Genomic DNA, 26350 nt, shown 5'->3' with positions numbered 1-26350 from the left:
TCAAACCTTCTCTCCCTATTTTTACATAAAAAAAGAAAGCAAAGGATCTGCTTTCTTTTCCCTTTTATACTTGAGCTGTTGATACCCTCGCTGTTCTCGTTATATCCATATCTATGCCATATGTAAACTGTAATTCTTTACAAACATCTTTAATTAATATTGCAACATTATACTTCTCATTAAATTGTAAAACGATGTTTTCTACTTCTTCATATGTATACTTATACTCCCCTGTAATGACACTTTTTAGATCAAAGCATTCATTAATACAAAGTTGTACAAGTAGCTGGTCATATTTCTCTATTACATCTTCTTTCTTCCAAAGTAACTCTTTTACATATAATCGATCAAACTTCACACTTTCTTGATTACAATCCGTTAAAATCCGGGTCATTTCGTTTAATTCTCGATATAATTCAGAAATATTTCTGCCTAAACTAAGCAATTTATCTACGCCATTTTCATATAACATATTCATTCCACCCCCGCATTTTCTTCTTATTATAGCAAGAAAATTCTAAAAATAGTTTCTTTCTTCTGAAATATTAGGAAACTAATTTCAATTGCTTTACAATGAAACTAGTTAATGCGAGAGGAGAAAGAAAATTGGAGCACAAATTATATTACACTGACGCTTATAAGCAAGAATTTACTACTAAAGTTATAAAGCAAGATTATGATAAAAACGGTAACTTATACGTTGTTTTAAACGAAACAGCATTTTATCCGACTGGTGGCGGACAACCACATGACACTGGAACTTTAAATGGTATTACTGTATTTGATGTTGAAGAAGTCGACGAAGAAATCCGCCACTTCATTGCAGAACAATTACACACAGAAGACGTAGAAGGTAAAATCAATTGGGAGCGCCGGTTTGATCATATGCAGCAACATGCAGCTCAGCACATTTTATCTGCTGCTTTTTGGGACTATTTCAACATACCTACTATTGGATTCCATCTTGGAAAAGAAACGATAACAATTGATTTAGAAACAGCAAACTTGCCTACAGAAACGGTTGACAAGGCCGTACAAATTGCCAATAAAATCATTTTTGAAAACCATCCAATTCATATCCAGTGGATGGACTTAGAAGAAGCAAAAACATTACCTCTTCGTAAAGAACCAACTGTGACAGAGAATATACGTGTTGTTATTATCGAAAATTACGACTACAACGGCTGTGGTGGAACACATCCGAAACATACTGGTGAAGTTGGTCCTATTCAAATATTAGGATGGGAGCGCAATAAAGGTGGTATACGATTAACCTTTATCGCTGGTTGGCGTACACTTAAATTAATGAGACAACAGCAACAAATTATGAAAGATGTTTCTAAACAATTAAACAGTAGCGAGAATGATATTCCGGCAAAAGTAGCACAACTGCTTACTTCTCAAAAAGAAAACGAAAAAGCAATACAAACAATGAATGAAAAATTATTATTTGCAGAGGCAAATGAATTACTGCAACAGTCTATAGAAATACATGCTGGGTTACTTATTTCTAAAGCATTTACAGATCGTTCTATGCAAGAAATTGCAAAACTATCAGCTATCATTACAGAACAACAAGAGCATGCAATTACGTATTTCGTTATTGAAAATGATGACAAACTACAATGTATTCTCGCTTGCGGAAAAACCGTAACGCTCGATATGAATGCTCTTTTAAAAGATGCTCTTCCTACAATTGAAGGAAAAGGGGGCGGAAATAAAAAGAGTGCTCGCGGCGGTGGGAAAGTGATTATGAGCGGAGATGAATTTTTAAATCAACTTGTTTCTTCTTTACAGTCGGCGGTGTAAAATATTTTTGTGAAGGATAGCTATATGCTATCCTTCCTCTATATTTATAGGCCAATATTTTGTTTCAATCCTTGATAACTCCCTGCATTCGAAAAACCTGCACTGATAAGAGTAATAAAAGTTTCTGAAAAACCATAATGACTTAATTTTATAATTGGCACCATTTGTACATCATGAATTGGATTATGATCAAACTCGTTAGAAGGTAACGTAATTTCACCTTCAATCCTTTCGAGCAGAAATGTAATATGCAATAAAGACGGGAAAGCATCTGGTTTATCACAAACATAGAGTAGCTTCTTAATTTTAACTTCTAATCCCGTTTCTTCTCTCATTTCTCTAATCATCGCTTCTTCTAACGTTTCACCATTCTCCACTCTTCCTCCAGGTAAAGACCAATTCCGATTAGCAACTTTTTGCTTTACTAGCAATAACTTTTCATCTTCAATTAAAATTCCAGTAACACGAACTTGCATTACATTTTCCATATACAATCTCCTCTTCTCATTAAACTTACAAATAAACCCTTCCATAAAAAGAACATACGTTTTATAATTAAAGGAAATTATGGAAGAAAGAAGTTGTTACATCTATGCATCCACCTTTAACAAAATCTATATCTCTTGAAGATTTCCAAAGCTATTATTGGTTAAAAGCAGAACTCCAAGCATTTTGTCGTGAGCATGGTTTACCAGCTAGTGGCTCTAAAACCGAAATAGCCGAGCGCATCTCACATTATTTAACTACTGGTAAAATATTAAAAAACAGTTCTGCTCAAAAGGTGAGTAAAGCTTCCCTCTCTTATAAAGACCTTTCTCTTCAAACGATTATTACTAACAATCACCGCTGTAGCGAAGATGTTCGTTCCTTTTTCAAAGAAAAAATCGGAGCAAACTTCCGCTTTACAGTAGCTCTTCAAAAGTTTTTTAAAGAGAATGTTGGAAAAACATATGAAGACGCGATAACGTTTTGGTATGAAGAAAACGAACGAAAAAAAGATCCTACATACAAAACAACTATTAGCGCGCAGTTTGAATACAATCGCTTTACTCGCGACTTTTTCGAAGATCCAAATAATAAAGGAAAATCAAAAGTTGCTGCTATCGCTGCTTGGAATGAAACAAAAGCAAAACCTGGTAGCAATGCCTATGTTCCTCAAAAAGTAGAAAACTAGTTACCTTGCTAGTCTTCTACTTTCTCAAACAATAGCGCAAGCCCTATCCCGCCCCCTATTCCTAATGTCACAATTCCATACTTCATACGCTCCCTTTGCGCCTGATAAAACAAACGTGTTACAAGCATAGCCCCAGATGCACCGTACGGATGACCGAGTGCAATTGCACCACCATTTACATTTAATTTTTCGTACGGAATTTGCAATTCCTTGGCACAAGCAACAACTTTTGCAGAAAATGCTTCATTTATTTCGAAATAATCAATGTCCTCTACTTTTACATTCATCTCATTTAATAATTTATTCACCGCAAATATCGGACCAGTCCCCGGAAGATTTGGATCCACTCCTACTACCGCACTTCGAACGAAACGAAGGACAGGTTTATAACCTAACTTTAGGGCTTGTCCCTCTTCCATTACAAGAACAGCACATGCCCCATCATTTACACCACATGAATTACCTGCCGTTACTGTACCATTTTGTAAAAATGCGGGTTTTGTTCTTTTAATGATTCGCTCAAAATTCATTTCTGGCTTTATAGATTCATCTAATAATCCATTAAAAGAAAATATTTCATCATGTATATAGCCTTTTTCTAACGCTTGCAGTGTCCGCTTATAACTCAGACAAGCGTACTCATCTTGCATTTCTCTCGTTATGTTATAACGCTCCGCAACATATTCAGCCGCTACTCCCATGTCAGGATCACCAATTGTTTCAGGTGAAAATCGTGCTCTTTTTTGAAAAGGTGACGTACTTGTACTCTCTACTCCTCCGGCGATATAGCACTTACCTGCCCCGCCTTGAATGAGATGACACGCAGTTCGAATTGCTTCTAAACCAGCACCACATTGCCGATCAATCGTTACACCAGGAATATGATAGCAAAGTCCTGCCTCTAAAGCAGATAATCTTGCAACATTCCCTCCCGGTCCAACAACATTACCTAATATGACATCATCTATTTTCCTCTCAATCCCTTTACCTAGAAATGAAAGAAGTGGTGCTGCTAATTGCTGAACTTCATACTCTTTTAACATTCCATTCTTCTTACCAATAGGTGTTCTTTTCGCCTCTACAATAACTGCTCTATTCATATATTTTCTCCCGATTTTCAATCATACTTTTCGCTGCAACACGAGCAATCTTCCCGCTATTTGTATAAGGGATTTTATCAACAAAATGCCAATCTTTCGGTATTTTAAAAGAAGCTAATCGTTGTAAGCAAAAACTCTTTAACTGTTGCTTCGTAGCGCTTCCTTTGACGATGGCGACAGGTTTTTCACCCCAGTAACTATCTTTCACACCAATTACAACTATTTCATCTACAGCTGGATGTTCATGTAATACACTTTCTATTTCTTCTGGGAAAATATTAATTCCTCCAAATAAAATCATATTCTTTTCTCTACCAACAATATATATAAAGCCTTCTTCCTCTTCATAGCCTACATCTCGCACTGTCATCCAGCCATCTGCAGTCAACTCTGGAACTAAAATCCCATCTAATATGTAACCCATAAAAAACTGATCACTTTTCACATAAACAGTTCCTATTTCACCTTTCTGTACTTCTTCACCTGCTTCATTACATATTCGGACTTGCACATTGTGACAAGGTTTTCCTACTGAATTCGGTCTTCTTTCACTTTCTTCATCGACTAATGCTGTTACAAAACTTAGCTCTGATGCACCATAAAATTCATATCTTTTCGCATAAGGAAAGATATTCTTTATTTTTTCTTTCGCTTCAGCTTCCCATTTTGCTCCTGATGAAATAATTTTCATTTTATTTTCTATTACTCTATTTTCTTTATATAAAGATTCAAGCATTGTTGGAACTGTATACATGACCGAAATTTTTTCAGTTTTCAACTTATCCAACACTTGATTCGGAATAAACTTTCTCATAATATGCACCGTTTGTCCTACATATAATGCACTAATTGCTCCGTATAAGAAAAGAGAATGGACGAGCGTCCCAGCTATTAAAATTGAATCCTCCCTTTTCATATGAAAGTCATGTACATTACAATCAAAACTATGAACCCATGATTGTTGTGCACGTAAAAATGCTTTTGCTTTTCCAGTTGATCCGGATGTAAATCCCATATAAAAAGGAGCATTTTGTACACTTTTTGCAGGATGATCTGTAGAATGATAGTTCTCTATTATTCTTTTCCATTCATCCATTTCAATTACTCTTCCGTCTTCATCTGATATATCATTTAATTTATATCGTTCCGCCACAATCATATCTGGATTACTAATTGCTAGTCTTTCCTTTAGTTCATCCTTTTTCCATTTCACATCTAATGGCACACAAATCCATTCGGCCATAGCGGCACCCGCAAATAGTTGTAAAAACTCTATACGATTTTCTAACATGATTGCTATTGTTTTATTCTTCGATTCTGTTGCGCGTAACCAATTTGCTATTTTACAAACCGACTCGAACCATTCTTTATATGTTAATACTCTATTATTTTCTCTAATCGCTATTTTATTCGGTTGTAAAGAGGCATACTTTTTATATTCTTTCGTAATTCCCATATGAGATATCCTTTCTTTACAAAATAATAAAAAGAAACACGCAATGAACGTGTTTCTTCTCTTTCTTATCCCGCATTTGTATATTTCCCGTTCTTTAGAGCGGGCGTAATAATGTGTTTCAATGAACGATGTAATTTTGTTATGAGAACTGCCGCAATAATTGCTTTTATACAATCCCCTGGTAAAAATACAGCACTCACTTTCATTGTCTCCCATACAGAAACATCCATTAAGAAAGCTTGTACAGTAATACCAAATACATAAACTACGAAAATACCACCAATTATATTAATACATAATACTTTTATAATAGAAACTTCACGTAAACGCTCAATTAAATAACCAATGACGAACGCTCCAATGATATAACCAAGTAAATATCCTGCACTTGGTCCAACAAATACACCTGGACCCCCACGCCCACCTGAAAGTAATGGTGCTCCTACTCCTACAACTAATAGAAATATTACCTGGCTTAACGCACCAAGGCGAGATCCTAATAATCCACCGGCAAGCATAACACCAAGTGATTGTAATGTAATTGGAACCGGTGTAATAGAAAGAGCAATCGGAGGTATTAACCCTAACACTCCCATAATAGAACTAAATAAAGCGACGAAAACTAAGTTTTTTGTATTCATATTTGCTTCTCCTATTTGTAAACTTTAAATTGTTTTCAGATAACATATTACAGAAATTATATTATCTTTCTACTTCTTTTTTGTCAACTGAAAATGAATTTAAGTTTACAAACAAGAATTCGATTACTCCTCTTTATGCAAATGCTCAAGTTCTTTCCGAAGCGCCTGTTTTAAAAACTTCCCAACAGATGTTTTCGGTATTTCTTCCATAAATACAATATCATCTGGTAACCACCACTTCGCAAACTGTGGTTTTAAAAACTCATATATTTCTTCTTTTGTAACCGTACTATTTTTCTTTTGAACAACGCAGGCAACAGGGCGCTCTTGCCACTGCGGGTGCGGAATCGCAACGACAGCCGCTTCAAATATAGCATCATGTGCCATTAAAGCATTTTCAAGATCAACTGAGGAAATCCATTCTCCCCCGCTTTTAATAACATCCTTCGTACGGTCAACGATTTTTACGCAGCCTTCCTCATCAACTGTGACAACATCACCAGTATATAGCCATCCATCTCGAAAACCTTCGACAGTACGATCATCGTTATAATAGCTTTCAGCGATCCATGGCGCTCGTAAACATAATTCTCCCATCTCCATACCATCCCACTTCACTTCACCATTTGTACCGACTACTTTCATCTCTACACCAGGTACAAGATATCCTTGTTTTGAGCGGATTTCTAGTTGATCTTCATACGATAATTCTGTTTCATAACTTTTTAAACGTGCAAGTGTTACGAGTGGACTCGTTTCAGTCATACCATATGCATGTATGAACGGAACATTGTATTTCTGTTCAAATGCTTTAATAACACTTTTTGGTGCAGCTGCACCTCCGCATAGTATTCTCGTCATACTAGATAAATCGTAACTATTATTTTCTAACTCTTGTAATACACCAAGCCAAATTGTCGGCACACCCGCAGCTAACGTCACTTTTTCTGATTGAATCATTTCTAATAAAATTTTTGGAGTAAACATTGGTCCAGGAAGAACTTGTTTTGATCCAAACCAAGTAGCTGCAAAAGGAAGTCCCCAAGCGTTTACATGAAACATCGGGACGATTGCCATCGCTGCATCACTTTCCGATAAAGCTGCTGTATCAGCTAAACCAAGTGCCATACAGTGTAATACCGTACTACGATGCGTATACACAACACCTTTTGGATTTCCTGTAGTCGCTGACGTATAACACATACCAGCAGGTGTATTTTCATCAATATCTTTTACAAATTGGAAATTTGGATCGCCTTCTTCTAATAGCTTTTCATAATGATATACAGGCTCCAGCGTCGTATTTGGAAGTTCATCTCTATCAGTCATAATAATGTAGGCTTGTACAGTTGATAATTGTGATTGAATATTTTCAACGAGTGGTACGAGATCTTCATCAATAAGTAGAATTCGATCTTCTGCGTGCTGAATAATGTATGAAATATGTTGAGGAGATAAACGAATATTAATTGTGTGTAAAACGGAAGCAATACCTGGAATAGCAAAATACGCTTCCACATGTCGATGATGATTCCACGCTAATGTTCCTACACGTTCGCCTTCTTTAATTCCAAGCTTTTGCAGTGCACTAGAAAGTCTTCTCGTCCTTTCACCTAACTGCTTATACGTTAACGTCGTAACTGTATCATGTGTCCGTGAAACAATTTCTTTCTTCGAAAACAGTTTCTCTGCTCTTTCCATCATAGAACTAATTGTTAGCGGTACATTCATCATCATACTGATTACATCCCCCTTTAAAGCGTTTTCATTTTTGTATATTATAACAGACTTCTACAAATAATTACGATATTTTTCTGTATTTTCTGAATTATTTCTTTGGAAATAATTCAGAAAATACTAAGAGAAAATATACTAAAATTCCTTCTTACGATATATAAATACCGAAATAACAAAAGAAAATATATATATGATAACACCAAATATCATATATAAAATTGAAACGTATAAAGATGAATTTAAATTTGATATTGGAAATTGTTCTATTAGATAGCCAATTACACTTTGTAATCCAAAATAAGTAATAAGTCCCCCACATGCGCCTCCAATTGTAATGGCATCAGATTTTTCTGCTCCAAAAACATAGAGGAGTGGATAGGATATTGCTCCGGCATTAAGAATTATGAAAGCCCCTAAAGAAACACTCTTAAATATACTATCATCAATTGGTGTATCTGAAACTAGACCGTGTACATAAAATATGCCATATGATAATAAAGTACCAATAATTACAACTGAAAAATAGAAAAAGTAGTGACTTTGCACAATATTACTTCTAGTAACCGGTAAAGTAAGTACATATTTTTCATAACCTGACTTACTCTCGTGTTTAATAACTTCAAGTGCAGGAATCGCAGCAAATAAGATAATGAACATAGCGATTAAACGGTACATTGAAGCATCACCAAAATAAAAAATGAATCCGGCTCCTAATATCGCTATTCCCATGAACATAAAGAAAGTTCGATACACTAGATAATAGTTGGTCAATAACAAACCTCTCATTTATTTTTCACTCCTCGTTAATAAGACACTCATTTCTTCTATCGAGATAGTTCTATGAACAATGCCACTTGGTAATTTATGTACATCTGATACGAGTACATTGTAATAAGAACCATGGTCTCTCTTTGCCACAACTATATCTTTATTAATTAAAGCTAGTTGTTCCACGTCAACATCCACAATGGCGTAACTGTCTAAAACCTTATCCTTTTCTTCGTTCAATAAAATTTCTCCATCTTTTATAATGATAAGGTGGCTAGCTATTTTTTCTACATCACTCATAATATGAGAAGAAAGTAATATACCACCATTACTTTTACTCACAAAACTTTTTAATTCCTCTAACACGCCATCCCTAGAGGAAGGATCAAGCCCCCCCGTCGCTTCATCTAGGATTAATAATTTGGCATTATGCGACAGCGCAACAGCTATAGTTAGTTTCATTGACATCCCACGCGAGAATTTACCTACTTTCTCATTAGTAGATAAAGAGAAAGTATTAACTAATCTATAAAAATTATCTTGGTCCCAAGATTCAAACATCTTTTCAAAAACCTTATTTAGTTGCTTTATTGTAAGATGAGCCGGTAGATTCATAGCATCAAATACGACTCCTATCTTCCCCTTAATCTTGGCATCTTTATTTATATTTTCTTCACCAAATATTTTGACTGTACCACTATCTTTAGAAATCAATTCTAGTACTGTTTTAAAGGTTGTTGATTTCCCTGCTCCATTGTCACCAATGAATCCAACAATTGCCCCTGATGGCACATTGAAGGAAATATCTCTTAAAACAACTTTGTTTCCAAATGATTTACTTAAGTTTTTAATTTCTAGAAGATTTGACATCATTACACTCCTATCTTATCTTTTAATAAAAAATCGAATAAAAATAGGTTTTCTCCTATTAAAAATTATCCACTTTTTCTCTCACTTTCTTTTTCAGTTTAAAAATAAGGCGATTACTATATTCTTTATTTTCTACTAAAATTCGATACACCTCTAATACTCCTAACACACGAACAAAAAGATAAACTCCGATAGCAATAAGTACAACACAATAAGGATAGTACTGCACGAGTTCTCCTGAAGTGATTCGTTTTTTCTCAAATAAAAATGGTATCGCTCCTGCTGCAATAAAACAAAATCCAACGATCACTACTGCCACATACTTTTTCTTAATAATCGCATATCTTTTTGTCAATTCTTTTAAGAAGTTTTGATCAAATAGTAGTTCTTCTTTTTTCAATACATTGTATCGACTCTCTTCTATCGTTACAGGTGCCATCATTGCTCCAATTCCAAGAACAGCAATGATAATGACAAGGAATGTCGACATTGTTGCATTTTCTTTAAATATTAAATATGGTATTGTAGATAAAATAAGCAAACTAAATCCTAACGCGATATATTTTGACATCTTTTGCCCGTACACTATATACCCTTCTGCCATTTCCTGACTTACATAATAGCCATCCACATTTTCATTACTTTGCTCTGCAGTTTCTTTTAATAAATAGTCGAGTGATACTTCAAAAACATTTCCAATCATTATTAACTTTTCAGTTTCAGGAAAACCTTGACCGTTTTCCCATTTACTCACCGCTTGCCTTGTTGTGTTTAATTTTTCAGCTAATGCTTCTTGAGAAAGACCCTTTTCCTTTCTTAATTTAAAAAGCTTTTCACCAAATCCCATATGTGTGTCCCCCTTCGTTTTCTTAACTAAATTGTATGTAAACATTGCCCAGCTCTCTATCTTCCTGCGGTTGCACTTTGTCAACTTACGGTTGCGATTGTGTTATTTAGCGGTTTTATATACGATTTAGCTACTTTTCTTCTATGATTATGGCCTAAATAAAACAAACCCTCTCAATAACTAATTATAGCAATTAAAGGTTATTATTGTAATAAAAACCAAAAACTCCTTATTTATTTAAAGGAGTTTTCGATATAAAGTATTCCATGAGGACTAATTTTTCATCCTCATATTGATTCACAATTTCTTCTATACATTTTTGTATGTCATGCAACGATTTCCACACAGTATAAGTTGTCATCTCTTTATATAAGGCATACTCATATATATGTAAAATATTACTCCTATTAACTTCCATAATAAAAACACTTCTCAATAATCATAACGGCTTCTGCTTAAACTTTTCATAATGTCGTACTTTTAATAAAAGGATATTCCCGCAGTCTGTGCAAATATAAGCATCTACTGGTGAAGATGTGAACATCGTCTCCTTTTTCCGTATTTGTGCATAACCGACAAACTCACCTTCTCCTATGTTATGAGAACCACAATTAGAGCATGTCTGCACGTCTTTCTGTTTCATGAGAGCACCACCTTTAATCTGTTTCCACTCCCTTCGACAGTTCGCTTCCATTTCCCTTCCAAAAAACCTCTTATTCTCTTACATTTCAACAGGAATCTCAGAACAAACATCGTATATGTACTATGAAATATATTAATTAACGGAGGAATTTTATGCGTACAATTATGACGCTCAATACGGCACAAGAAATAGAAAACGCAGAAATACATATGCTTTCTTCTAGATTAGCGCTACTACAAGCAACAAGTGGAAACCCAATGCAAATACAAATGAAAAAATTCGGGAACGCCACTGCCTTTTCATCAAAAACAATTGCTGGTCCTGCTTTTAATACGGTAAAAGGTATTACATTTACAAATACAGATGAGATAGATGAAATCATCTCTTATTATCAATCACTACAAATTCCTTGCCGATTTGAAATTACACCCGCTCAAGGTACAACTGAATTATTTCAATACTTATCTCAAAAAGGATTTTATCAATCGGGCTTCCATACCGCTTTATATAGTATACCGAAAGAAGATTCATCCCTTCTTCCTTCTAAAATTACAGTACTCAAACTGAAAGAAAATGAGTTTGATATTTTTGCAGATATATATGTACGTGGATTTAACATGCCATCCTTTACAAAAGATGGTGTTCGCCAAAATAACGAAATTCTTTACAATAAACCCGGGTGGCATTTTTTCATAGCCGAAGTCCAAAACACACCAGCCAGTATCGGTGTACTCTATATACATAAAGGTATCGCATCACTAGCTGCTTCTGCTACTTTGCCAGAATTTCAGCGTAAAGGCTGTCATACTGCATTAATTCAAAAACGGATTAAGACAGCTATTGAATCCCATTGTAATTTACTAGTTGGACAAGCAAGGTTCGGTAGCGGCAGTCAAAATAATATGGAACGTGCTCATATGAAAATCGCTTATACAAAATCAATATGGACTGCGAAAGACATATAATTTACTTTCTTTTTCTTTCCATTACGAATGTATACATTTTATGACAATTTCTTTTCTATCCCATTAATCATTTGAATATTCAAACTAAATTTGTTACGCTATTACTAGATACATCATTCAACTTGCAATATGAAAAGAGAATTCTAATCAAACTACAAGGAGGAGAAATGTATGACTAAGCACGAACACGGTTTAAAAGAAAAAGTAGAAGGTGCCATCGATAAGGTAAAGGGCGAAGTAAAGGAAGTTGTCGGGAAAGTAACTGACAATAAAAAATTACAAGCCGAAGGAAAATGGGATAAGGTGAAAGGCACTGCTAAAGATACAGTCGGTAATGTGAAAGAAAAAGTACATGAATATAAGGAACATAAATAATAAAAAACACGTTAGATGCATTTTCATCTAACGTGTTTTTTATTTTACTTTATATATAATGAACCAAATAATATACGATATATTTTTATTTCTCTATACTCTTTGTAAGTGGTTCTTTAAAGACATTTCTATTCCATACAGCAAAAATAATAAGAGAAATAATAAAGAATAAAACAAGACATATACCCAGATAATCAAAATTAACTACCTGTATGAGATTCCAAAACGGTCCCTGTAAATTATAGCTTTCAATAAGCAAAGATAGTAGTTGATATCCCCCTATTAAAAAAGCCGTTATAACAGATATTGAGGTAATTAATACATTATATGAATTTCTTATTCGACTATTTTCCATTGCCCACTTATAATTCGTATTCATGAATGTACTATCTAATGTATCCATCAATGACATTCCTGCAGCAAACAAAATAGGAAAAGCAAATATACTGACAAGTGGAATAGATTGACTTGTTGCGGTTACTGTAGAAAGAGCAATTAATCCAATTTCACTCGCTGTATCAAAACCAAGCCCAAATAAAAAACCAATCATATACAATTGCTTCTGACTATCAATAAACGTAAATAAGCGCTGCGTGAAACGGTATATAAACCCTAAGTTTTCTGGCTGTTTGTCCTCGTGACTTCGTAACACTTTAATAAGGTACAACAGATTGGTAAGACCGATAATAATAAGGAATGTACTAGAAACGATTGTGCCGATAATACCGCCTATAGTTGAAAAACTCTCCATTCCATGTTTTGCAGTTTTTCCAATTAAAGCAATTAATACAATCATCACAAATACTACCGTAGAGTGTCCTAGTGAGAAGTAAAATCCCACCCCCTGTGAGTTTTTACCTTTTTCAATTAATTTCCGAACAGTATTATCAATTGCAACAATATGATCACTATCAAACGCATGACGCAATCCTAAAGAATATGCAATAATAGCCATTCCGATTATGCTATTACCTTTATACAGTGCCGGTAATAATAAGAGAATTCCAAGCACATGAAGAAATATAATAATAACAAAAAAGTTAGTTGCCTTTTTCAGTTCACTTTTCCACATAGTTACTAACCCTTTCTACTTTAAATTGAATACTTTTGAAAAAGAAAAGTGCCATAATAAAAACTACAATCGTTATAATAGTCGCTAAAATAATTACAAAATTATTTAACACGTCTGTATGATTTGTAAGTGTTAACAGAGCTGGTACTGTTGCAGTAATCCAGGATTCAACGAAGCAAACAATACCTACATAAATATGAATCTTCTTTTTCAATCCATCTTGTAGGAAAAATAAAAACCAAAGGAATGCCCAAAAGAACCAAATTATTGTACTTTGTAGACTTCCACTCTCATGTAATTGATTCACTATTCCCATAACCGTTGCAATGATAGCAACCCAAAGAGAATAGTAACCTACACCTGAAGAATCAAGTTTTAATATATTCGTAAGACCAACATATAAATAAGTAAAACCAAATAAAAAAATAGTTCCATTAGATAGGATAGTCCACTCATCGGATTGACTTCCTGTAAATAATAAATATAATGGTGTCAAAGTTTGTAATGCCCCTACAAATAAATTAAAGTATCCTACACTTTTGCTATCAATGAGTTTAAAAGCTGCTAGTGAATTCATAAATAGAACTGCACCGACAAACAATAATCCCACATTAGTCATAGTATCCCCTTCTCTTACTTAATATTTTCGATAGGATGTTAATTCTTCATGTAGACAATTCTCTCTAACAAAACGATGACACTGAAAAAATATAGACTCCATATCCTCTGTATTATGACTAAGTATGCGTATGACAAAGCCTTTACATGGTGTAGAAGATATTCCAATTTTCATATTGTTAGTGTTAGAAAGTGATGTTTTCAATGCTGTAATTAAATCATTTGTAATGTTCTCATTAATAACTATGAAAGTACCATAATGGGAATATTGATTTAATATTCCCATTTGATCTAACGACTCTTTGAAAGGGTTTAGCAATAGATGATCGTATACTACAAGTTTATTTTCCATATATATTTTTGTTAACGAATCAAAATATTGGTATGTGAACTTCTCCATATTTGGCGACCAACCAGGCGTAACTGAATCGCATAAAATCAATGTAGAATTATTTTGCATATATATATTTGTTATTTGCTTATATGCTGCATCCTTGTACATAATTAACGGGTCTGGTAGATATTCCATAACAGCATTCTCACCAATATAAAAATTCAATTCTTGCAAAGCATAACTATTTGGAGTCTTGTAAACTTTCGTTGCCGATTGGCTTGTTATATATGTTTTCGCATCTTTACCAACATTTATATTTATAGAATAGAAATCTCCTTTTAAATAGCCTCCACCAGAATTCATAATATAGTAATATGCTCTACCATACTCGTCCAAATATATTGGCTGCGTTACTTTTAAGGCATCTTTATGATAAACCTTAATAGGTACGGTTTTATGTCTCTTTTCCATCACATCAATATTTAAGACACCAGTAGGGGATTTCATTTTTTCAATCCTTCTAACATAATGTTTTGTCGCATCCAATTTATTAATTCTTGTAAACCTTCCTCATCCTTCAAATTTGTAAAAAAGTATGGTTTATTATGTCGGTAATTTTTCGTATCCTGCTCCATAACTCCAAGATCAGCCCCTACATAAGGTGCCAAATCCGTTTTATTAATCACAAATACATCAGATTTGATCATTCCTTGTCCACCTTTACGCGGAATCTTTTCTCCCTGTGCCACATCAATAATATAAATTGAAAAATCCACTAGCTCCGGACTAAATGTGGCAGCTAAATTATCACCCCCACTTTCAATAAAAATAATATCTAAATTATTATGTCTAATCATAAGTTCTTCAATTGCTTCAAAATTCATAGAAGCGTCCTCTCGAATTGCTGTATGCGGGCACCCTCCTGTCTCTACACCAATAATTCTATCTTCTGGTAAAACACCTGTTTTCAATAAAATCTTTGCATCTTCTTTCGTATAAATATCGTTTGTAATTGCTGCAATTTCATAATCCGTATTTAGATGTTTTGTTAACTTTTCAACTAACATTGTTTTCCCAGCACCTACTGGGCCACCGATACCAATTCTAATAGGCTTTATCATTTTATTTTTTCCTCCCTATGACATGAAGACCCTTACATTTACATCTTCATGTTGCATTTGATTTATTTCGAATTCAGGATCATTCAATCCAAAATCCTCTAATGAAAGTATTTGAATTCTATCAATAGATTCACAGATTAATTCATGGCATTCTTGTAATAGTTTTTGACCATCTGTTTGTCCAAGAGGAATGGCTCTCACACCGTTTTGAATTATACTGCCAACACTTGAGTATAAGAAAACTAAGAGCGTTTCTTCTATTGTCATTTTCAATTCCGCCCCTAATATTCCGTATACGATACTCGGATGACCTTGTAATTTATTACCCATAATATTTTCTTTATATATATTTAAATTTACAAATGAGAACAATTCACACAATAATTTAGAAGTACTTTTACTAATCATTCTATTTGCTTTTCTACATTCAAAAGGCAATGTTTGTGCTGTTATTAAATCATCTAAAAATGTAATTTGTTCTCCCTCATTAGTCTTAATTGCTTCGTAAGTATATTTGCAAATTAAGCCGTCCGTGTATGTTAATTGGACTTTTATATATCGATTAACCCACTTGAAAAATTCGGCTTTATTTGTAACTTGTCCCTCTTGAATAAACGTTTCTAATCCAAAAGAGTGACTAAAACTTCCTGTCGGGAAGTTCGAATCACTAATTTGGAGTAGGTTAAGTAGGTTAAATATGTTTGTGTGAAGCATGCTTGAACGGTTTTGGTAATACTCTATTTTCTTTTTGATAAGGAACACCTTCCTTTTTAAGTAAATCTTCTACTAAGTAGTCATTTGCCAAAATCATGCACCCTTCATCGAATTGTGCTGGTAAATGTCTATTCCCTAAGTTATGAGCAATAATTCCCATTTCTTTTATTGATGTTGGAGTAATTACAATCACCTCTTCTGGTAATACTTCAATATATACAATTCGATTTTCATCTTCATATAAAATATCACCGTTCTTTAATGTTTCTCCACTATCTAAAGACACCCCAATTTCAAAACCAGATTCTGAATATAATTTCTGAACCCTCTTCAGTAAAAGCTCACTAGAAATCGATATTTTATCAAGATGCTTTTTTGTATTTGAGAAATCATTCATATTACATACGTTGTTATTAATTTTTTCAATAATCATTTTATCTCCCCCGTTATATCAAAATAAAAAATATCTTTGAGCCATAGGTAGTATATCTACTGCTTCACACGTGATTACTTGTCCATCAACTTTAACTTCATATGTCTGCGGATCTACTTCAATTTTTGGTGTTGCATTATTTAGTTTCATATCTTGCTTCGAAATCTCTCTCGTATTTTTAACAGGTAATACAACTTTATTTAAACCTAATTTTTCTTTAATATTATTCTCATAAGCTACTTTCGATACAAATGTAATCGAACTTGACTGTACTGCTTTTCCATATGCACCAAACATCTTTTTTTCATAATATGGTTGTGGGGTAGGAATCGAAGCATTCTCGTCTCCCATTAATGCCATCACTACCATCCCGTTTTTCAAAACCATATCTGGCTTAACACCGAAAAATTGTGGATCCCATATTACAAGGTCTGCATACTTTCCTACTTCAATAGAGCCAACATATTCTGAAATCCCATGTGTAATAGCTGGATTAATTGTATACTTAGCTATATAACGTTGAATTCTATTATTATCGTTATATTCTTTATCTCCCTCTAAACTACCAATCTGCTTTTTCATTTTATCGGCAGTTTGCCAATTGCGAATAATAACCTCGCCAACCCTTCCCATCGCCTGTGAGTCAGAGCTAATCATGCTGAAAACCCCTAGATCTTGCAAAATATCCTCTGCCGCGATTGTTTCTTTTCGAATCCTTGAATCTGCAAACATTACATCTTCTGGAATATTCGCTTTTAAATGATGACATACCATGAGCATATCTAAATGTTCATCCAGCGTATTCACTGTATATGGCAAGGTCGGGTTCGTTGAAGATGGTAAAATATTATTCAGCGCAGCAATCTTTATAATATCTGGTGCATGCCCACCTCCAGCTCCTTCAGTGTGGTACGTATGAATAACACGATTATCAATAGCTTCTATCGTTTCTTCCACAAAACCACATTCATTTAAAGTATCCGTATGAATAGCGACTTGAATATCATATTTATCAGCAATCTGTAACGAGTGATTAATTGCTGAAGAAGTCGCTCCCCAATCTTCATGGATTTTCAATCCGATAGCCCCTGCAAATATTTGTTCTTCCAGGGCAGGTAGACTTGAACTATTTCCTTTCCCTAAAAACCCAAGGTTTACAGGAAAAGCTTCTGCTGCTTCTAGCATTTTTCTTAAGTTCCAAGATCCAGGTGTTATTGTAGTTGCCTTAGTCCCTTCTGCCGGTCCTGTTCCCCCACCAATTAAAGTTGTTATACCTGAAGCTAATGCTGTATCAATTTGTTGTGGGGATATGAAATGCACATGTGTATCAATACCTCCAGCTGTAACGATTTTCCGCTCACCAGAAATTACTTCCGTTGATGTTCCAATGATGATATCAATGTTATCCATAACTGAAGGATTACCACTCTTACCTATTGCTGAAATCTTTCCATCTTTTATACCAATATCCGCTTTATATACTCCTGTATAATCAATAATAGTTGCATTGGTAATAACAACATCCACAACCCCCTGTTCTCTTGTAAGTTGTGAATTTTGTCCCATACCATCCCTAATTGATTTTCCTCCACCAAAGACAGCCTCATCACCATATACAGTGGCATTCCAATCAATATGTGCGAATAATTGTGTATCCGCTAAACGAATAGAATCTCCTGTAGTTGGACCATATAAATCAGCATATTGTTTACGTGACATCTTAAAACTCATGCTATCTCCCTCTTTTTGTGTAAGATTGAATATCGCCATCCACTTTATTTTTAAATCCATATACTTCTTGTTCCCCTGCATATGGAACTAATTCAATCGTTTTTTCATCACCAGGCTCAAATCTTACTGCTGTACCTGCTGGAATATTTAAATGTTGTCCAATTGCTACACTGCGATTGAATTTTAATGCCTCATTCACTTCATAAAAGTGGTAATGAGATCCAATTTGAATAGGTCTATCTCCCTGATTTAGCACTTTGACTTTCGTTGCTTTTTTATTTCCATTACATACTATGTCTTCTTTCGCAAGGATATATTGCCCTGGAATCATAACATTCACTTCCTTTAATGAATTGGTTGATGAATAGTTACTAATTTTGTTCCATCAGGAAAAGTTGCCTCAACTTGAATATCTGATATCATGTCTGCAATACCATCCATAACATCTTCAGCACTTAAAATGGTTTTTCCAAGCTCCATTAATTCCGCTACATTTTTACCATCTCTTGCTCCTTCCAAAATTTCATACGTAATAATAGCGATACTTTCTGGATAGTTTAACTTAAGCCCCCTCTCCTTTCGTCGATAAGCTAAATCAGCCGCAACAACTACTAGCAGTTTATCAATTTCTCTTGGCGTTAATCTCATTACAATCTTCCTTTCTGAAGTATTTTAAAACTAAGAATATTCTAAAAATAAAAGGTGTATTTTCAATGTCCTTTCCGTGTTTTCTCCATGTTTTTTTGCTATCAATCAAATAAAAAAAGAGCCCATCGGCTCTTTTTTTATTTTCCTTCATTCTTCTCTAGCACGTATAAATCTTCTTCGATATTCGTTAATTTCTCACTTACAAGCTTTCTTGCATCTCCAATTGCTTGATTGTATGCAAATGGTCCAACTAATTTAATCATTTCTTCTATTAAACGCTCTGCTTGGTAACGTCCAATTTCATCTAAATCTTCTTCCATAAAAAATTGCTGAATTTGTGCTACCAGCTCTTCTTTTTTATCATTTGGTATTTTTATATTCATCATCATTCGTTACTCCTCTATATTTAAGATAGTACCTTCCTTAACTCTACCATAGAAAAACGATTACCAGGACAGCTTTTTGTAACTCCTTCTAACTCCCTATGACCGAGTATATTTTCTTCCTTTACAGCAAATTGCTTCATAAACAGTTTACATAAAGAATATAATGCATTCACTTGTGCAGGAGTTGGATCGTATTTATCAAAATTTCCCGTCATACATATTCCAATTGTATGACGGTTATGATCTTTCGCATGCGCTCCAATATGTAAACCTCGCCCTTCCACTACAATTCCGTCCTCTTCGATAAAATAGTTGTAACCAATCCCACTCCACCCTCTTACAGCTTGATGAAATTCATGCGTTTTATACACATCCCATCCATCTTCAGCTGTATGGTGAATAATAAGTTTATTTACTTTTTCTAAAGGAACTAATTCATCTTGAAATGTTAGATTGACACGTTTAATTTCCATTTGAACTGCCTCCTCTTAAAAATCAATCATAATAATCGTTTTATCATCTGGTCTTATTCTCTTTTCCCCTTCCAGCTCTTCAATGATTGCTACATACTCATTTATACTATTCTTTCTTACATATGCAACAGTTTGTTCTAATGACCAATCTGGGTGAAATAACCCGTCTGAACAAATAAAAATCCCACTTACTTCATCTATATGTAATTCACCATGTTGTAAATAATGTATCGCTTCTTTCATTCCATTTGCAACTGAATAACCATTTGGCATATTTGCAAGAAAACGATTGTACTTTAACTGTTCTCGAACATCTTGAAAAATATGTTCTTCTGGCACAGATAAACCTTTCTTACGATCTTCTTCCCTCTTCTTTTTTGCTCGTTTACTAATTCCTTTAACTGTGTCTTTCGTTACTACTTGCATCATTCCATTTTGAAAAGTTACGACAATCATACAGTCCCCAAGCTGTGCATATTCAATTTTCTCACCATCTATTTGAATTGCCGCAATACATGTACACCACAAATGCTCTTTCTTTTCCGTATCTACTTTATATTCCAGCATTTTGTTTTGCAGTGCTTCATTTGCTTTTGCAACTGAAACTTGTAAACTATGATTTTCGCGTAATGAAGTAAAATAACTTGCAAATAAATGCGAAGCGATGTATGCTCCATTATGTCCCTTTTCATCCTGAAACGGAACGAGGGGTGTTGCACCATCACATACACCATACATCTTTTTATTCTCATTACAAAAATAGGAATCCTCACATTCATGTTTTAACGGGCTTTTCTGTTGATACGTTTTTATCCTCATATCTGTATCCCCTTTCAAATTATGAAATACTCGAATTCTTTTGATTAATCTAATTTTCCGAAATAAACTGTTTTTCCCTAAAACTTTCAATATCATATATAATCTTGAAATAATATGAATTTTTCAGTGAAGGACGGGAAAGAAATGGTCAGATTTCTTGGTGTTATTATTGGTTCTATTATTATTGCGATTGCCTTTAATCTTTTCCTTATCCCCCACAAAATTTTAAGTAGTGGAATTGGCGGAATTGCCATTATTTTAGGGATTGTAACCCCTGTAAACACAGGTATTATTAACTTTGTATTAAACTTACCTATCCTTATTTTAGGGTACATAGGTCTTGGAAAAAAAGTAATTTTCAACACAGTTGTCTCTGTAGTTGTCTTATCTGTTGCCTTATACTACGTTCCAGTAAAAGTCGTAGCAACAGACCCACTTTTATCTTCTATCTTCGGAGGTGTCATCGCCGGAGCTGGTATTGGTCTTGTTTTTAACTGTAATGGATCCACGGGTGGGTTTGATATTATCGGTATGCTGTTATCCCGCAAGCGAGACATTAAACTTGGCGGATTTCTTATTGTTTTAAATACAGTTGTTGTAATAATCGCAGGATTCTTCTTCACTTGGGATGTTGCACTTACAAGCTTACTTTCTATTTATGTAACTGGTAAAGTAATTGATGCTGTTCATACAAAACATCGTAAAGTGACACTTATGATTGTAACAAATGAAGCAGAAAAAATGAAAAAACAGCTTCTTTCAACTGTTGTACGTGGAATCACATTACTTGATGGCGAAGGTGCTTATTCAAGCGAGAAAAAACGTGTGCTTATGACAGTCGTTTCTCGTGAAGAATTAGCAAGTATGAAACTAACAATTTCTGAAATCGACCCGAATGCATTCGTTAATATTACAGAAACTGTAGAAGTGTTAGGACTTTTCAGAAGAGGCTAAAGACTAGGTGGGAATCCACCTAGTCTTTATTTTGCATAAATTCAATTCGGTTTCCAAATGGATCTGACACGTAAAATCGAATTACATCTGGTCGTGCATAATCATCAATCACTTTAACCCCTTGCTCTATCAACGTTTGCTTAAATTCATTAATTTCATTCACATAAAAAGCTGGATGAGCCTTTTTAGCTGCTGTAAAGTTCTGCTCGACACCAATATGAATTTCTTGATTTCCACACTTAAACCAACATCCACCTCGTTTTTTCAGCTCTTCTGGCTTTGGAATTTCTTCCATACCTATTTTATTCCCATAAAAATCACGCGCCTCTTCTTCACACCCTACAGGCGCAGCTACTTGCACATGATCAATCCCTCTAATATAACTTTTCACTTTCCATCCCCTCCTCTATCCTTATGTTATAACGAAAGCATTTCAATGTAACTTACAAAAAAATAATAAAGCGATATAAGATTCTCTTATTATTGCATTTTATGTTTTCAGAAAAAAAAGAAAATAAATTTAATTCTGCAACTTCGTTTTTTATAGAAATATAGGCCATACCTATATTATAGTTATGAATAGACAAATCTTTTTAGATGATAATTGTACGGAGGAAATATTATGAGTCGTAAAAAATATTCATCAACTCAAAGAAAACGTCATTCGAATATTTCTGGACGTTTGCAAAAACATATGCATGATCGTTCATTAACAGAAATGTACGCATCTCTGTTCGAACACAATCCTGATAGTATTATTTCACTCAATTTAGAGGGATCTATTCTACATATCAATCCTTCTGCTGAAAGAATACTTGGTTACACTTCTTTAGAATTAGAACGTAAAAACATTACCTCTATTTTAGAAGCTCATATTTCTGAGCAAGTATTACAATATATAAAAACTACTGAAGCGGACAATCAACAAGAGTATATCCTATCTATTTATCATAAAGACGGATATTTACTAGATGTCATAACAAAACTAGTTCCTATCTTTTCAAAAAATCGGTTAACTGGTGTATATGCAATAATGAAACCTCTTGAAAAATCAGAAAGAATTGAAAAAAGGTTAAAAGAAAGCGAGAAAAGATTACGTACATTAATGAATGCAATGCCTGCTTTTGTTATATTTAAGGATCATGAAGGTCGCTGGCTTGAAGCAAATGACTACGCCCTTACATGCTTCAATTTCCATCATGTACCTTACCATGGGAAAAAAGATAGTGAACTCATTCAATATAACGAAGCGTACCGAGAAGGTTTTTTACACTGTGAAGAAGTTGATGAACTCGCATGGCAACAAAGGCAAATTCTTCACGGAGAAGAATTTATTATACATAGGGAAGATTCCGACCTAATCTTAAGTATATCAAAAGTCCCTCTTTATCATCCCGACGGTTCCCGTAAAGGTCTTATCGTGATGGGAAGAGATGTTACCGAGCTAAAAGAAACTGAAAAGCTATTACGAAAATCAGAAAAGCTCGCAGTAGTCGGACAACTGACAGCTGGAATTGCCCATGAAATTCGAAATCCGCTCACTTCTCTAAAAGGTTTTTTAACATTACTACTCCCTGAAATAAATGCGGAAAATAAATGGTATGTCGATGTGATGTTAAGTGAAATTTCACAAATGGAATCTATCACGAGTCAATTTATGGCAATGTCTAAACCACAAGTATTGTCTATCCAAACTTGTAACATACAAACTTTAATCGAAGAGGTAGTCACATTTATTTTACCGACTGCTATTATGCATAGTGTTCATATTATTATGGATCATTTTGATTACAAACATGATATTCAATGTGATGGTAACCAATTAAAACAAGTTTTTATAAATATATTAAAAAATTCTATAGAAGCAATGCCAAATGGCGGAAATATTTTAATCCAAACAAAACCAGTAGAAGATTCCTTTATCTTAATACGTATTATCGATGAAGGTTGCGGTATCCCAGAAAATCGTATCTCTCGTTTAGGCGAACCATTTTATAGTTTAAAAGAAAAGGGTACCGGACTAGGATTAATGATATGCTACAAAATAATTGAAGAACATCATGGTAAGTTACACATTTCAAGTGAATTAAATAAAGGTACTATCGTCGATATTCAGTTACCACTTTCTTCATCTCATCTTGCAATCCAGTCTTAAATAAAAAGAAGCATCTGCTAATCGTTAGCAGATGCTTCTTTTTTAAAATGCTTTGTCATACCACTCTTTTGCTTGTTCTACTTCACCCATTGTTAATTGATGCCCTCTATTTTCCCAATGCATCGTTACATTAGCGTTTGCATTTTCTAATAGTACCTTCAATTCCTCTGACTCTGCTGATGAACAAATTGGGTCATTTGTCCCAGCAGCAATAAACACCGATTTCCCTGCTAAATTTGCTAATTGCATTCCCCTTCTAGGTACCATTGGGTGATGCAGCACAGCACCTTTTAACGCATTTTCGTAATGGAATAATAAGCTAGCTGCAATATTTGCTCCATTCGAATAACCGATAGCTACAATGTTATTTCTATCGAATTCATATTCTTTAGCCGCTTCATCTAAAAATCCATTTAATTCCTTCGTACGGAAAATTAAATCCTCTTCATCAAAAATACCTTCTGCTAATCGGCGGAAGAAACGCGGCATCCCATGCTCTAACACATTACCTCTAACACTTAATACCGAAGCTTCCGGATCAATTATTTCTGCAAGTGGTAATAAATCTAATTCATTACCACCTGTGCCATGAAGTAATAACAACACTGGTTTTGACGTATCTTTTCCTTTTTGAAAAACATGTTTCATCATAATCCTTTTCCCCTTTCAATCACTTTAATCTAAATTTCTCACTTCAAATGGTAAAAGCGTTTGTTCAATCTGTTTTCTATGTTGTTCATATTGTTCCGGTAACTTTAATTCCTCACCCATCGTCTCTAACGATTCATCATGAGCGAAACCAGGAGGATCTGTTGCGATTTCAAATAAAATTTCGCCGTGTTCTCTAAAATAAATTGCGTTAAAATAATTTCGGTCTTGTACAGGAGTTACATGATATCCAAAACGAGACACATGCTCTTTCCAGTCTAGCTGATCAGCATCGTCACTCGCTCTCCAAGCAATATGATGAACTGTACCAACGCCCATTTGGCCACGACCGATTGTTGATACTTTCAAATCGATAATATTTCCGATGTCAGCAGAAGAACGTAATCGAACAAATTCACCCTCTTCTCCAATTTTCTCAAGACCCATAACATGCTCTAACAATTCAGCCGTTTTTTGAGGCTGTGCAGATAAAAGTACAGCGCCGCCAAATCCTTTAATTGCTACTTCAGGTGTAACTTCTCCAAAAGTCCAATTATTTAATTCGCCTTCTTCTCTTTCAACTAATTCTATATGCAAACCATGAGGATCATCAAATTCTAAATACTGCTCTCCAAATCGAGTCACCTTTGTATATGGAATATCAAACTTTTCTAGTCTCTTTTCCCAAAACTCCATTGCACCTTTTGGTACGACATATGAAGTAATTCCTACTTGACCGTCTCCAATAATTCCTTGGCGAGCACCTGCCCATGGGAAAAACGTTATAATCGTTCCAGGCTTTCCTCCTTCATTACCAAAATAAAGGTGGTACGTACCTGGATCATCAAAATTCACTGTTTGTTTTACTAGACGTAACCCTAATACACCAGCATAAAAATCTACATTCTCTTGCGGATGCCCTACAATCGCTGTAATATGATGGATCCCCATTGTTTTCTTTTCCATTTCTTCCACTCCTTTTTTATTTCATTATAAAAATTGTTTTACATTCAAATTCACTATTCATTTTGTCCATACTGCAAAGTAAAATCCGTCATTATAATTTTATCTCGAATTCGAGATATTAATTATAAAATTACGTATTAGTTATCTAACCTATAGAAATTATCTCGAATTCGAGATAATACTCAAAAAATATTTGTTCACTCTATAATCATAATAAATCTTGATTTAAAATATTATTTATCTCGAACTTAATATTTATTATAAGTTACTTATTTTTCATTGTCAATAAGTTACTCATTTCATTTTAAATTAAAAAAGCCATACGAATGTATGACTTTTAGCTTATTGGCATTGCAAGTTCCTCTTTCTCTACATATACTTTCCGAAATTTCATATAGCACCCAATACGCCAAGGTACTATATAACAAACCGCAAGAGTATAGAAAAGAATACCGATTGACTTTGGATCTAAACCTTGTAAATGTCGTCTGAAATAAGCACGTAAAAGAACGATAACTAAAAATGTAGCAATAAAAGCAATACTTTTTTTTGCATAAATTTGACCATCTTCTCTAACTTCATACCCACTTAAAATAATAAGTGGAATTGACAATAACAGTCCAATCCCAGCAGCTATCCCAATTTGCCAACCAGCAAGTTGTATCGGTGCCACATATAAAGAAAAACCTGGTAATAAAAAGAATAATGGCAATAATAGTCGTCTTCCTTTATTTTTAATTGGTCGATTCATAGAACGCATACGTCTAAATATCACGAGCCCTACGACGAGTAAAAAAATTGTAATACTGTACGAACCTTGTTGCAAGTGAATCTCTCCCTAAAAATAATCATTTTTAAAATACTTTCCCATTATACTCCTAATATTTTCTAAA

The 26350-nt window shown here is 34.2% G+C and carries 32 protein-coding genes and 1 pseudogene; 6 read left to right on the top strand and 27 right to left on the bottom strand.

All coding sequences use genetic code 11. The features are described 5' to 3' along the window. Positions 1-64: 64 nt before the first annotated feature. Positions 65-472 carry a hypothetical protein gene (locus COK05_RS00595; RefSeq protein WP_141538840.1) on the bottom strand — a complete coding sequence of 136 codons (408 nt, stop codon included), beginning with the start codon at positions 470-472 and terminating at the stop codon, positions 65-67. Between the two features lie 134 nt (positions 473-606). On the opposite strand from COK05_RS00595, the gene COK05_RS00590 reads away from it, so the two are divergent. Next, positions 607-1809 (top strand): alanyl-tRNA editing protein, encoded by a 1203-nt coding sequence (locus COK05_RS00590; RefSeq protein ID WP_176539398.1) that lies wholly within the window; start codon positions 607-609, stop codon positions 1807-1809. Between the two features lie 44 nt (positions 1810-1853). Here the strand turns inward: COK05_RS00590 and COK05_RS00585 are convergent, their stop codons facing one another. Then, positions 1854-2297: an NUDIX hydrolase gene (locus COK05_RS00585; RefSeq protein ID WP_098611042.1), complete on the bottom strand. Its 444-nt coding sequence runs from the start codon at positions 2295-2297 to the stop codon at positions 1854-1856. Positions 2298-2401: 104 nt separating this feature from the next. Here COK05_RS00585 and COK05_RS00580 point away from each other — a divergent pair, with 104 nt between their 5' ends. Beyond that, positions 2402-2983 carry a DUF6434 domain-containing protein gene (locus tag COK05_RS00580; protein WP_098611041.1) on the top strand — a complete coding sequence of 194 codons (582 nt, stop codon included), beginning with the start codon at positions 2402-2404 and terminating at the stop codon, positions 2981-2983. A gap of 8 nt (positions 2984-2991) precedes the next feature. Here the strand turns inward: COK05_RS00580 and COK05_RS00575 are convergent, their stop codons facing one another. From COK05_RS00575 to COK05_RS00535, 9 genes and pseudogenes are all read right to left on the bottom strand, one after another. Then, entirely contained in the window at positions 2992-4083 is a 1092-nt protein-coding gene (locus COK05_RS00575) for an acetyl-CoA C-acyltransferase (RefSeq protein WP_098611040.1), read from the bottom strand. Further along, positions 4076-5539 (bottom strand): acyl-CoA synthetase, encoded by a 1464-nt coding sequence (locus COK05_RS00570; protein WP_098611039.1) that lies wholly within the window; start codon positions 5537-5539, stop codon positions 4076-4078. The genes COK05_RS00575 and COK05_RS00570 overlap by 8 nt, the downstream gene beginning before the upstream one ends. Before the next feature lie 65 nt (positions 5540-5604). Further along, positions 5605-6180 (bottom strand): biotin transporter BioY, encoded by a 576-nt coding sequence (locus COK05_RS00565; RefSeq protein WP_098611038.1) that lies wholly within the window; start codon positions 6178-6180, stop codon positions 5605-5607. 123 nt (positions 6181-6303) lie between these two features. After that, positions 6304-7917: a long-chain fatty acid--CoA ligase gene (locus tag COK05_RS00560; RefSeq protein WP_098611037.1), complete on the bottom strand. Its 1614-nt coding sequence runs from the start codon at positions 7915-7917 to the stop codon at positions 6304-6306. A gap of 135 nt (positions 7918-8052) precedes the next feature. After that, the gene (locus tag COK05_RS00555) at positions 8053-8703 is read right to left on the bottom strand and encodes an ABC-2 transporter permease (RefSeq protein ID WP_098611036.1); all 651 of its coding nucleotides are present in this window, start codon (positions 8701-8703) and stop codon (positions 8053-8055) included. Continuing rightward, complete coding sequence (locus tag COK05_RS00550) at positions 8704-9555, bottom strand: ABC transporter ATP-binding protein (RefSeq protein WP_098611035.1); 852 nt, start codon at positions 9553-9555, stop codon at positions 8704-8706. Positions 9556-9613: 58 nt separating this feature from the next. Beyond that, positions 9614-10402, bottom strand: a complete 789-nt coding sequence (locus tag COK05_RS00545) for a helix-turn-helix domain-containing protein (protein ID WP_098611034.1) — start codon at positions 10400-10402, stop codon at positions 9614-9616. 274 nt (positions 10403-10676) lie between these two features. Further along, positions 10677-10820 (bottom strand): annotated as a pseudogene (locus tag COK05_RS32025) (GNAT family N-acetyltransferase); the annotation flags it as partial. Between the two features lie 21 nt (positions 10821-10841). Continuing rightward, positions 10842-11045, bottom strand: coding sequence for a hypothetical protein (locus tag COK05_RS00535; RefSeq protein ID WP_000810206.1), 204 nt, complete (start codon positions 11043-11045; stop codon positions 10842-10844). A 152-nt stretch (positions 11046-11197) separates the two neighbouring features. Here COK05_RS00535 and COK05_RS00530 point away from each other — a divergent pair, with 152 nt between their 5' ends. Together COK05_RS00530 and COK05_RS00525 are read left to right on the top strand one after the other, a co-directional pair. Continuing rightward, the gene (locus tag COK05_RS00530) at positions 11198-12010 is read left to right on the top strand and encodes a GNAT family N-acetyltransferase (RefSeq protein ID WP_098611033.1); all 813 of its coding nucleotides are present in this window, start codon (positions 11198-11200) and stop codon (positions 12008-12010) included. Between the two features lie 171 nt (positions 12011-12181). Next, positions 12182-12385 carry a CsbD family protein gene (locus COK05_RS00525; protein WP_095690377.1) on the top strand — a complete coding sequence of 68 codons (204 nt, stop codon included), beginning with the start codon at positions 12182-12184 and terminating at the stop codon, positions 12383-12385. Positions 12386-12470: 85 nt separating this feature from the next. Here COK05_RS00525 and COK05_RS00520 read toward each other — a convergent pair whose 3' ends face one another. The 12 genes from COK05_RS00520 to COK05_RS00465 form a co-directional block, all read right to left on the bottom strand. Then, entirely contained in the window at positions 12471-13457 is a 987-nt protein-coding gene (locus tag COK05_RS00520; protein ID WP_098611032.1) for a HoxN/HupN/NixA family nickel/cobalt transporter, read from the bottom strand. After that, complete coding sequence (locus COK05_RS00515; RefSeq protein ID WP_098342928.1) at positions 13444-14076, bottom strand: AmiS/UreI family transporter; 633 nt, start codon at positions 14074-14076, stop codon at positions 13444-13446. The genes COK05_RS00520 and COK05_RS00515 overlap by 14 nt, the downstream gene beginning before the upstream one ends. A gap of 18 nt (positions 14077-14094) precedes the next feature. Then, positions 14095-14916, bottom strand: coding sequence for an urease accessory protein UreD (locus COK05_RS00510; RefSeq protein WP_098611031.1), 822 nt, complete (start codon positions 14914-14916; stop codon positions 14095-14097). After that, positions 14913-15530 carry an urease accessory protein UreG gene (gene ureG / locus COK05_RS00505; RefSeq protein ID WP_097953692.1) on the bottom strand — a complete coding sequence of 206 codons (618 nt, stop codon included), beginning with the start codon at positions 15528-15530 and terminating at the stop codon, positions 14913-14915. The genes COK05_RS00510 and ureG overlap by 4 nt, the downstream gene beginning before the upstream one ends. Before the next feature lie 15 nt (positions 15531-15545). Next, complete coding sequence (locus COK05_RS00500) at positions 15546-16244, bottom strand: urease accessory protein UreF (RefSeq protein ID WP_016080653.1); 699 nt, start codon at positions 16242-16244, stop codon at positions 15546-15548. After that, complete coding sequence (locus tag COK05_RS00495; RefSeq protein ID WP_048655782.1) at positions 16222-16677, bottom strand: urease accessory protein UreE; 456 nt, start codon at positions 16675-16677, stop codon at positions 16222-16224. Before COK05_RS00495 ends, COK05_RS00500 begins: the two co-directional genes overlap by 23 nt. Positions 16678-16695: 18 nt before the next feature. After that, the gene (gene ureC, locus COK05_RS00490; protein ID WP_098611030.1) at positions 16696-18408 is read right to left on the bottom strand and encodes an urease subunit alpha; all 1713 of its coding nucleotides are present in this window, start codon (positions 18406-18408) and stop codon (positions 16696-16698) included. 1 nt (position 18409) lies between these two features. Continuing rightward, positions 18410-18739 carry an urease subunit beta gene (locus tag COK05_RS00485; RefSeq protein ID WP_098611029.1) on the bottom strand — a complete coding sequence of 110 codons (330 nt, stop codon included), beginning with the start codon at positions 18737-18739 and terminating at the stop codon, positions 18410-18412. 14 nt (positions 18740-18753) lie between these two features. Next, entirely contained in the window at positions 18754-19056 is a 303-nt protein-coding gene (locus tag COK05_RS00480) for an urease subunit gamma (protein ID WP_001241328.1), read from the bottom strand. Between the two features lie 137 nt (positions 19057-19193). Beyond that, positions 19194-19445, bottom strand: coding sequence for a DUF2164 domain-containing protein (locus COK05_RS00475; protein WP_141538839.1), 252 nt, complete (start codon positions 19443-19445; stop codon positions 19194-19196). Between the two features lie 17 nt (positions 19446-19462). Next, positions 19463-19915: a peptidoglycan recognition protein family protein gene (locus tag COK05_RS00470; RefSeq protein WP_098611027.1), complete on the bottom strand. Its 453-nt coding sequence runs from the start codon at positions 19913-19915 to the stop codon at positions 19463-19465. Positions 19916-19930: 15 nt separating this feature from the next. Beyond that, entirely contained in the window at positions 19931-20734 is an 804-nt protein-coding gene (locus COK05_RS00465; RefSeq protein ID WP_098611026.1) for a protein phosphatase 2C domain-containing protein, read from the bottom strand. 144 nt (positions 20735-20878) lie between these two features. On the opposite strand from COK05_RS00465, the gene COK05_RS00460 reads away from it, so the two are divergent. Further along, on the top strand, positions 20879-21688 hold the full coding sequence (locus COK05_RS00460; protein WP_098611025.1) for a YitT family protein: 810 nt from the start codon (positions 20879-20881) through the stop codon (positions 21686-21688). Between the two features lie 19 nt (positions 21689-21707). Here COK05_RS00460 and COK05_RS00455 read toward each other — a convergent pair whose 3' ends face one another. After that, complete coding sequence (locus tag COK05_RS00455; protein WP_098611024.1) at positions 21708-22079, bottom strand: VOC family protein; 372 nt, start codon at positions 22077-22079, stop codon at positions 21708-21710. Positions 22080-22310: 231 nt separating this feature from the next. On the opposite strand from COK05_RS00455, the gene COK05_RS00445 reads away from it, so the two are divergent. After that, entirely contained in the window at positions 22311-23843 is a 1533-nt protein-coding gene (locus COK05_RS00445) for a BA3702 family sensor histidine kinase (RefSeq protein WP_098611023.1), read from the top strand. A 42-nt stretch (positions 23844-23885) separates the two neighbouring features. Here the strand turns inward: COK05_RS00445 and COK05_RS00440 are convergent, their stop codons facing one another. The 3 genes from COK05_RS00440 to COK05_RS00430 form a co-directional block, all read right to left on the bottom strand. Then, positions 23886-24494: an alpha/beta hydrolase gene (locus COK05_RS00440; RefSeq protein ID WP_098611022.1), complete on the bottom strand. Its 609-nt coding sequence runs from the start codon at positions 24492-24494 to the stop codon at positions 23886-23888. Positions 24495-24518: 24 nt separating this feature from the next. Beyond that, positions 24519-25457: a ring-cleaving dioxygenase gene (locus COK05_RS00435; RefSeq protein ID WP_098611021.1), complete on the bottom strand. Its 939-nt coding sequence runs from the start codon at positions 25455-25457 to the stop codon at positions 24519-24521. 337 nt (positions 25458-25794) lie between these two features. Then, positions 25795-26283 (bottom strand): cytochrome c biogenesis protein CcdC, encoded by a 489-nt coding sequence (locus COK05_RS00430; RefSeq protein WP_098611020.1) that lies wholly within the window; start codon positions 26281-26283, stop codon positions 25795-25797. Positions 26284-26350 lie beyond the last annotated feature (67 nt).

It is taken from the genome of Bacillus cereus (assembly GCF_002567495.1).
In the GTDB taxonomy this organism is placed as follows: Bacteria; Bacillota; Bacilli; order Bacillales; family Bacillaceae_G; genus Bacillus_A; species Bacillus_A cereus_AQ.
Note: the sequence above shows the minus strand (reverse complement) of the source record. Positions and strands in the feature narration are given on the sequence as shown.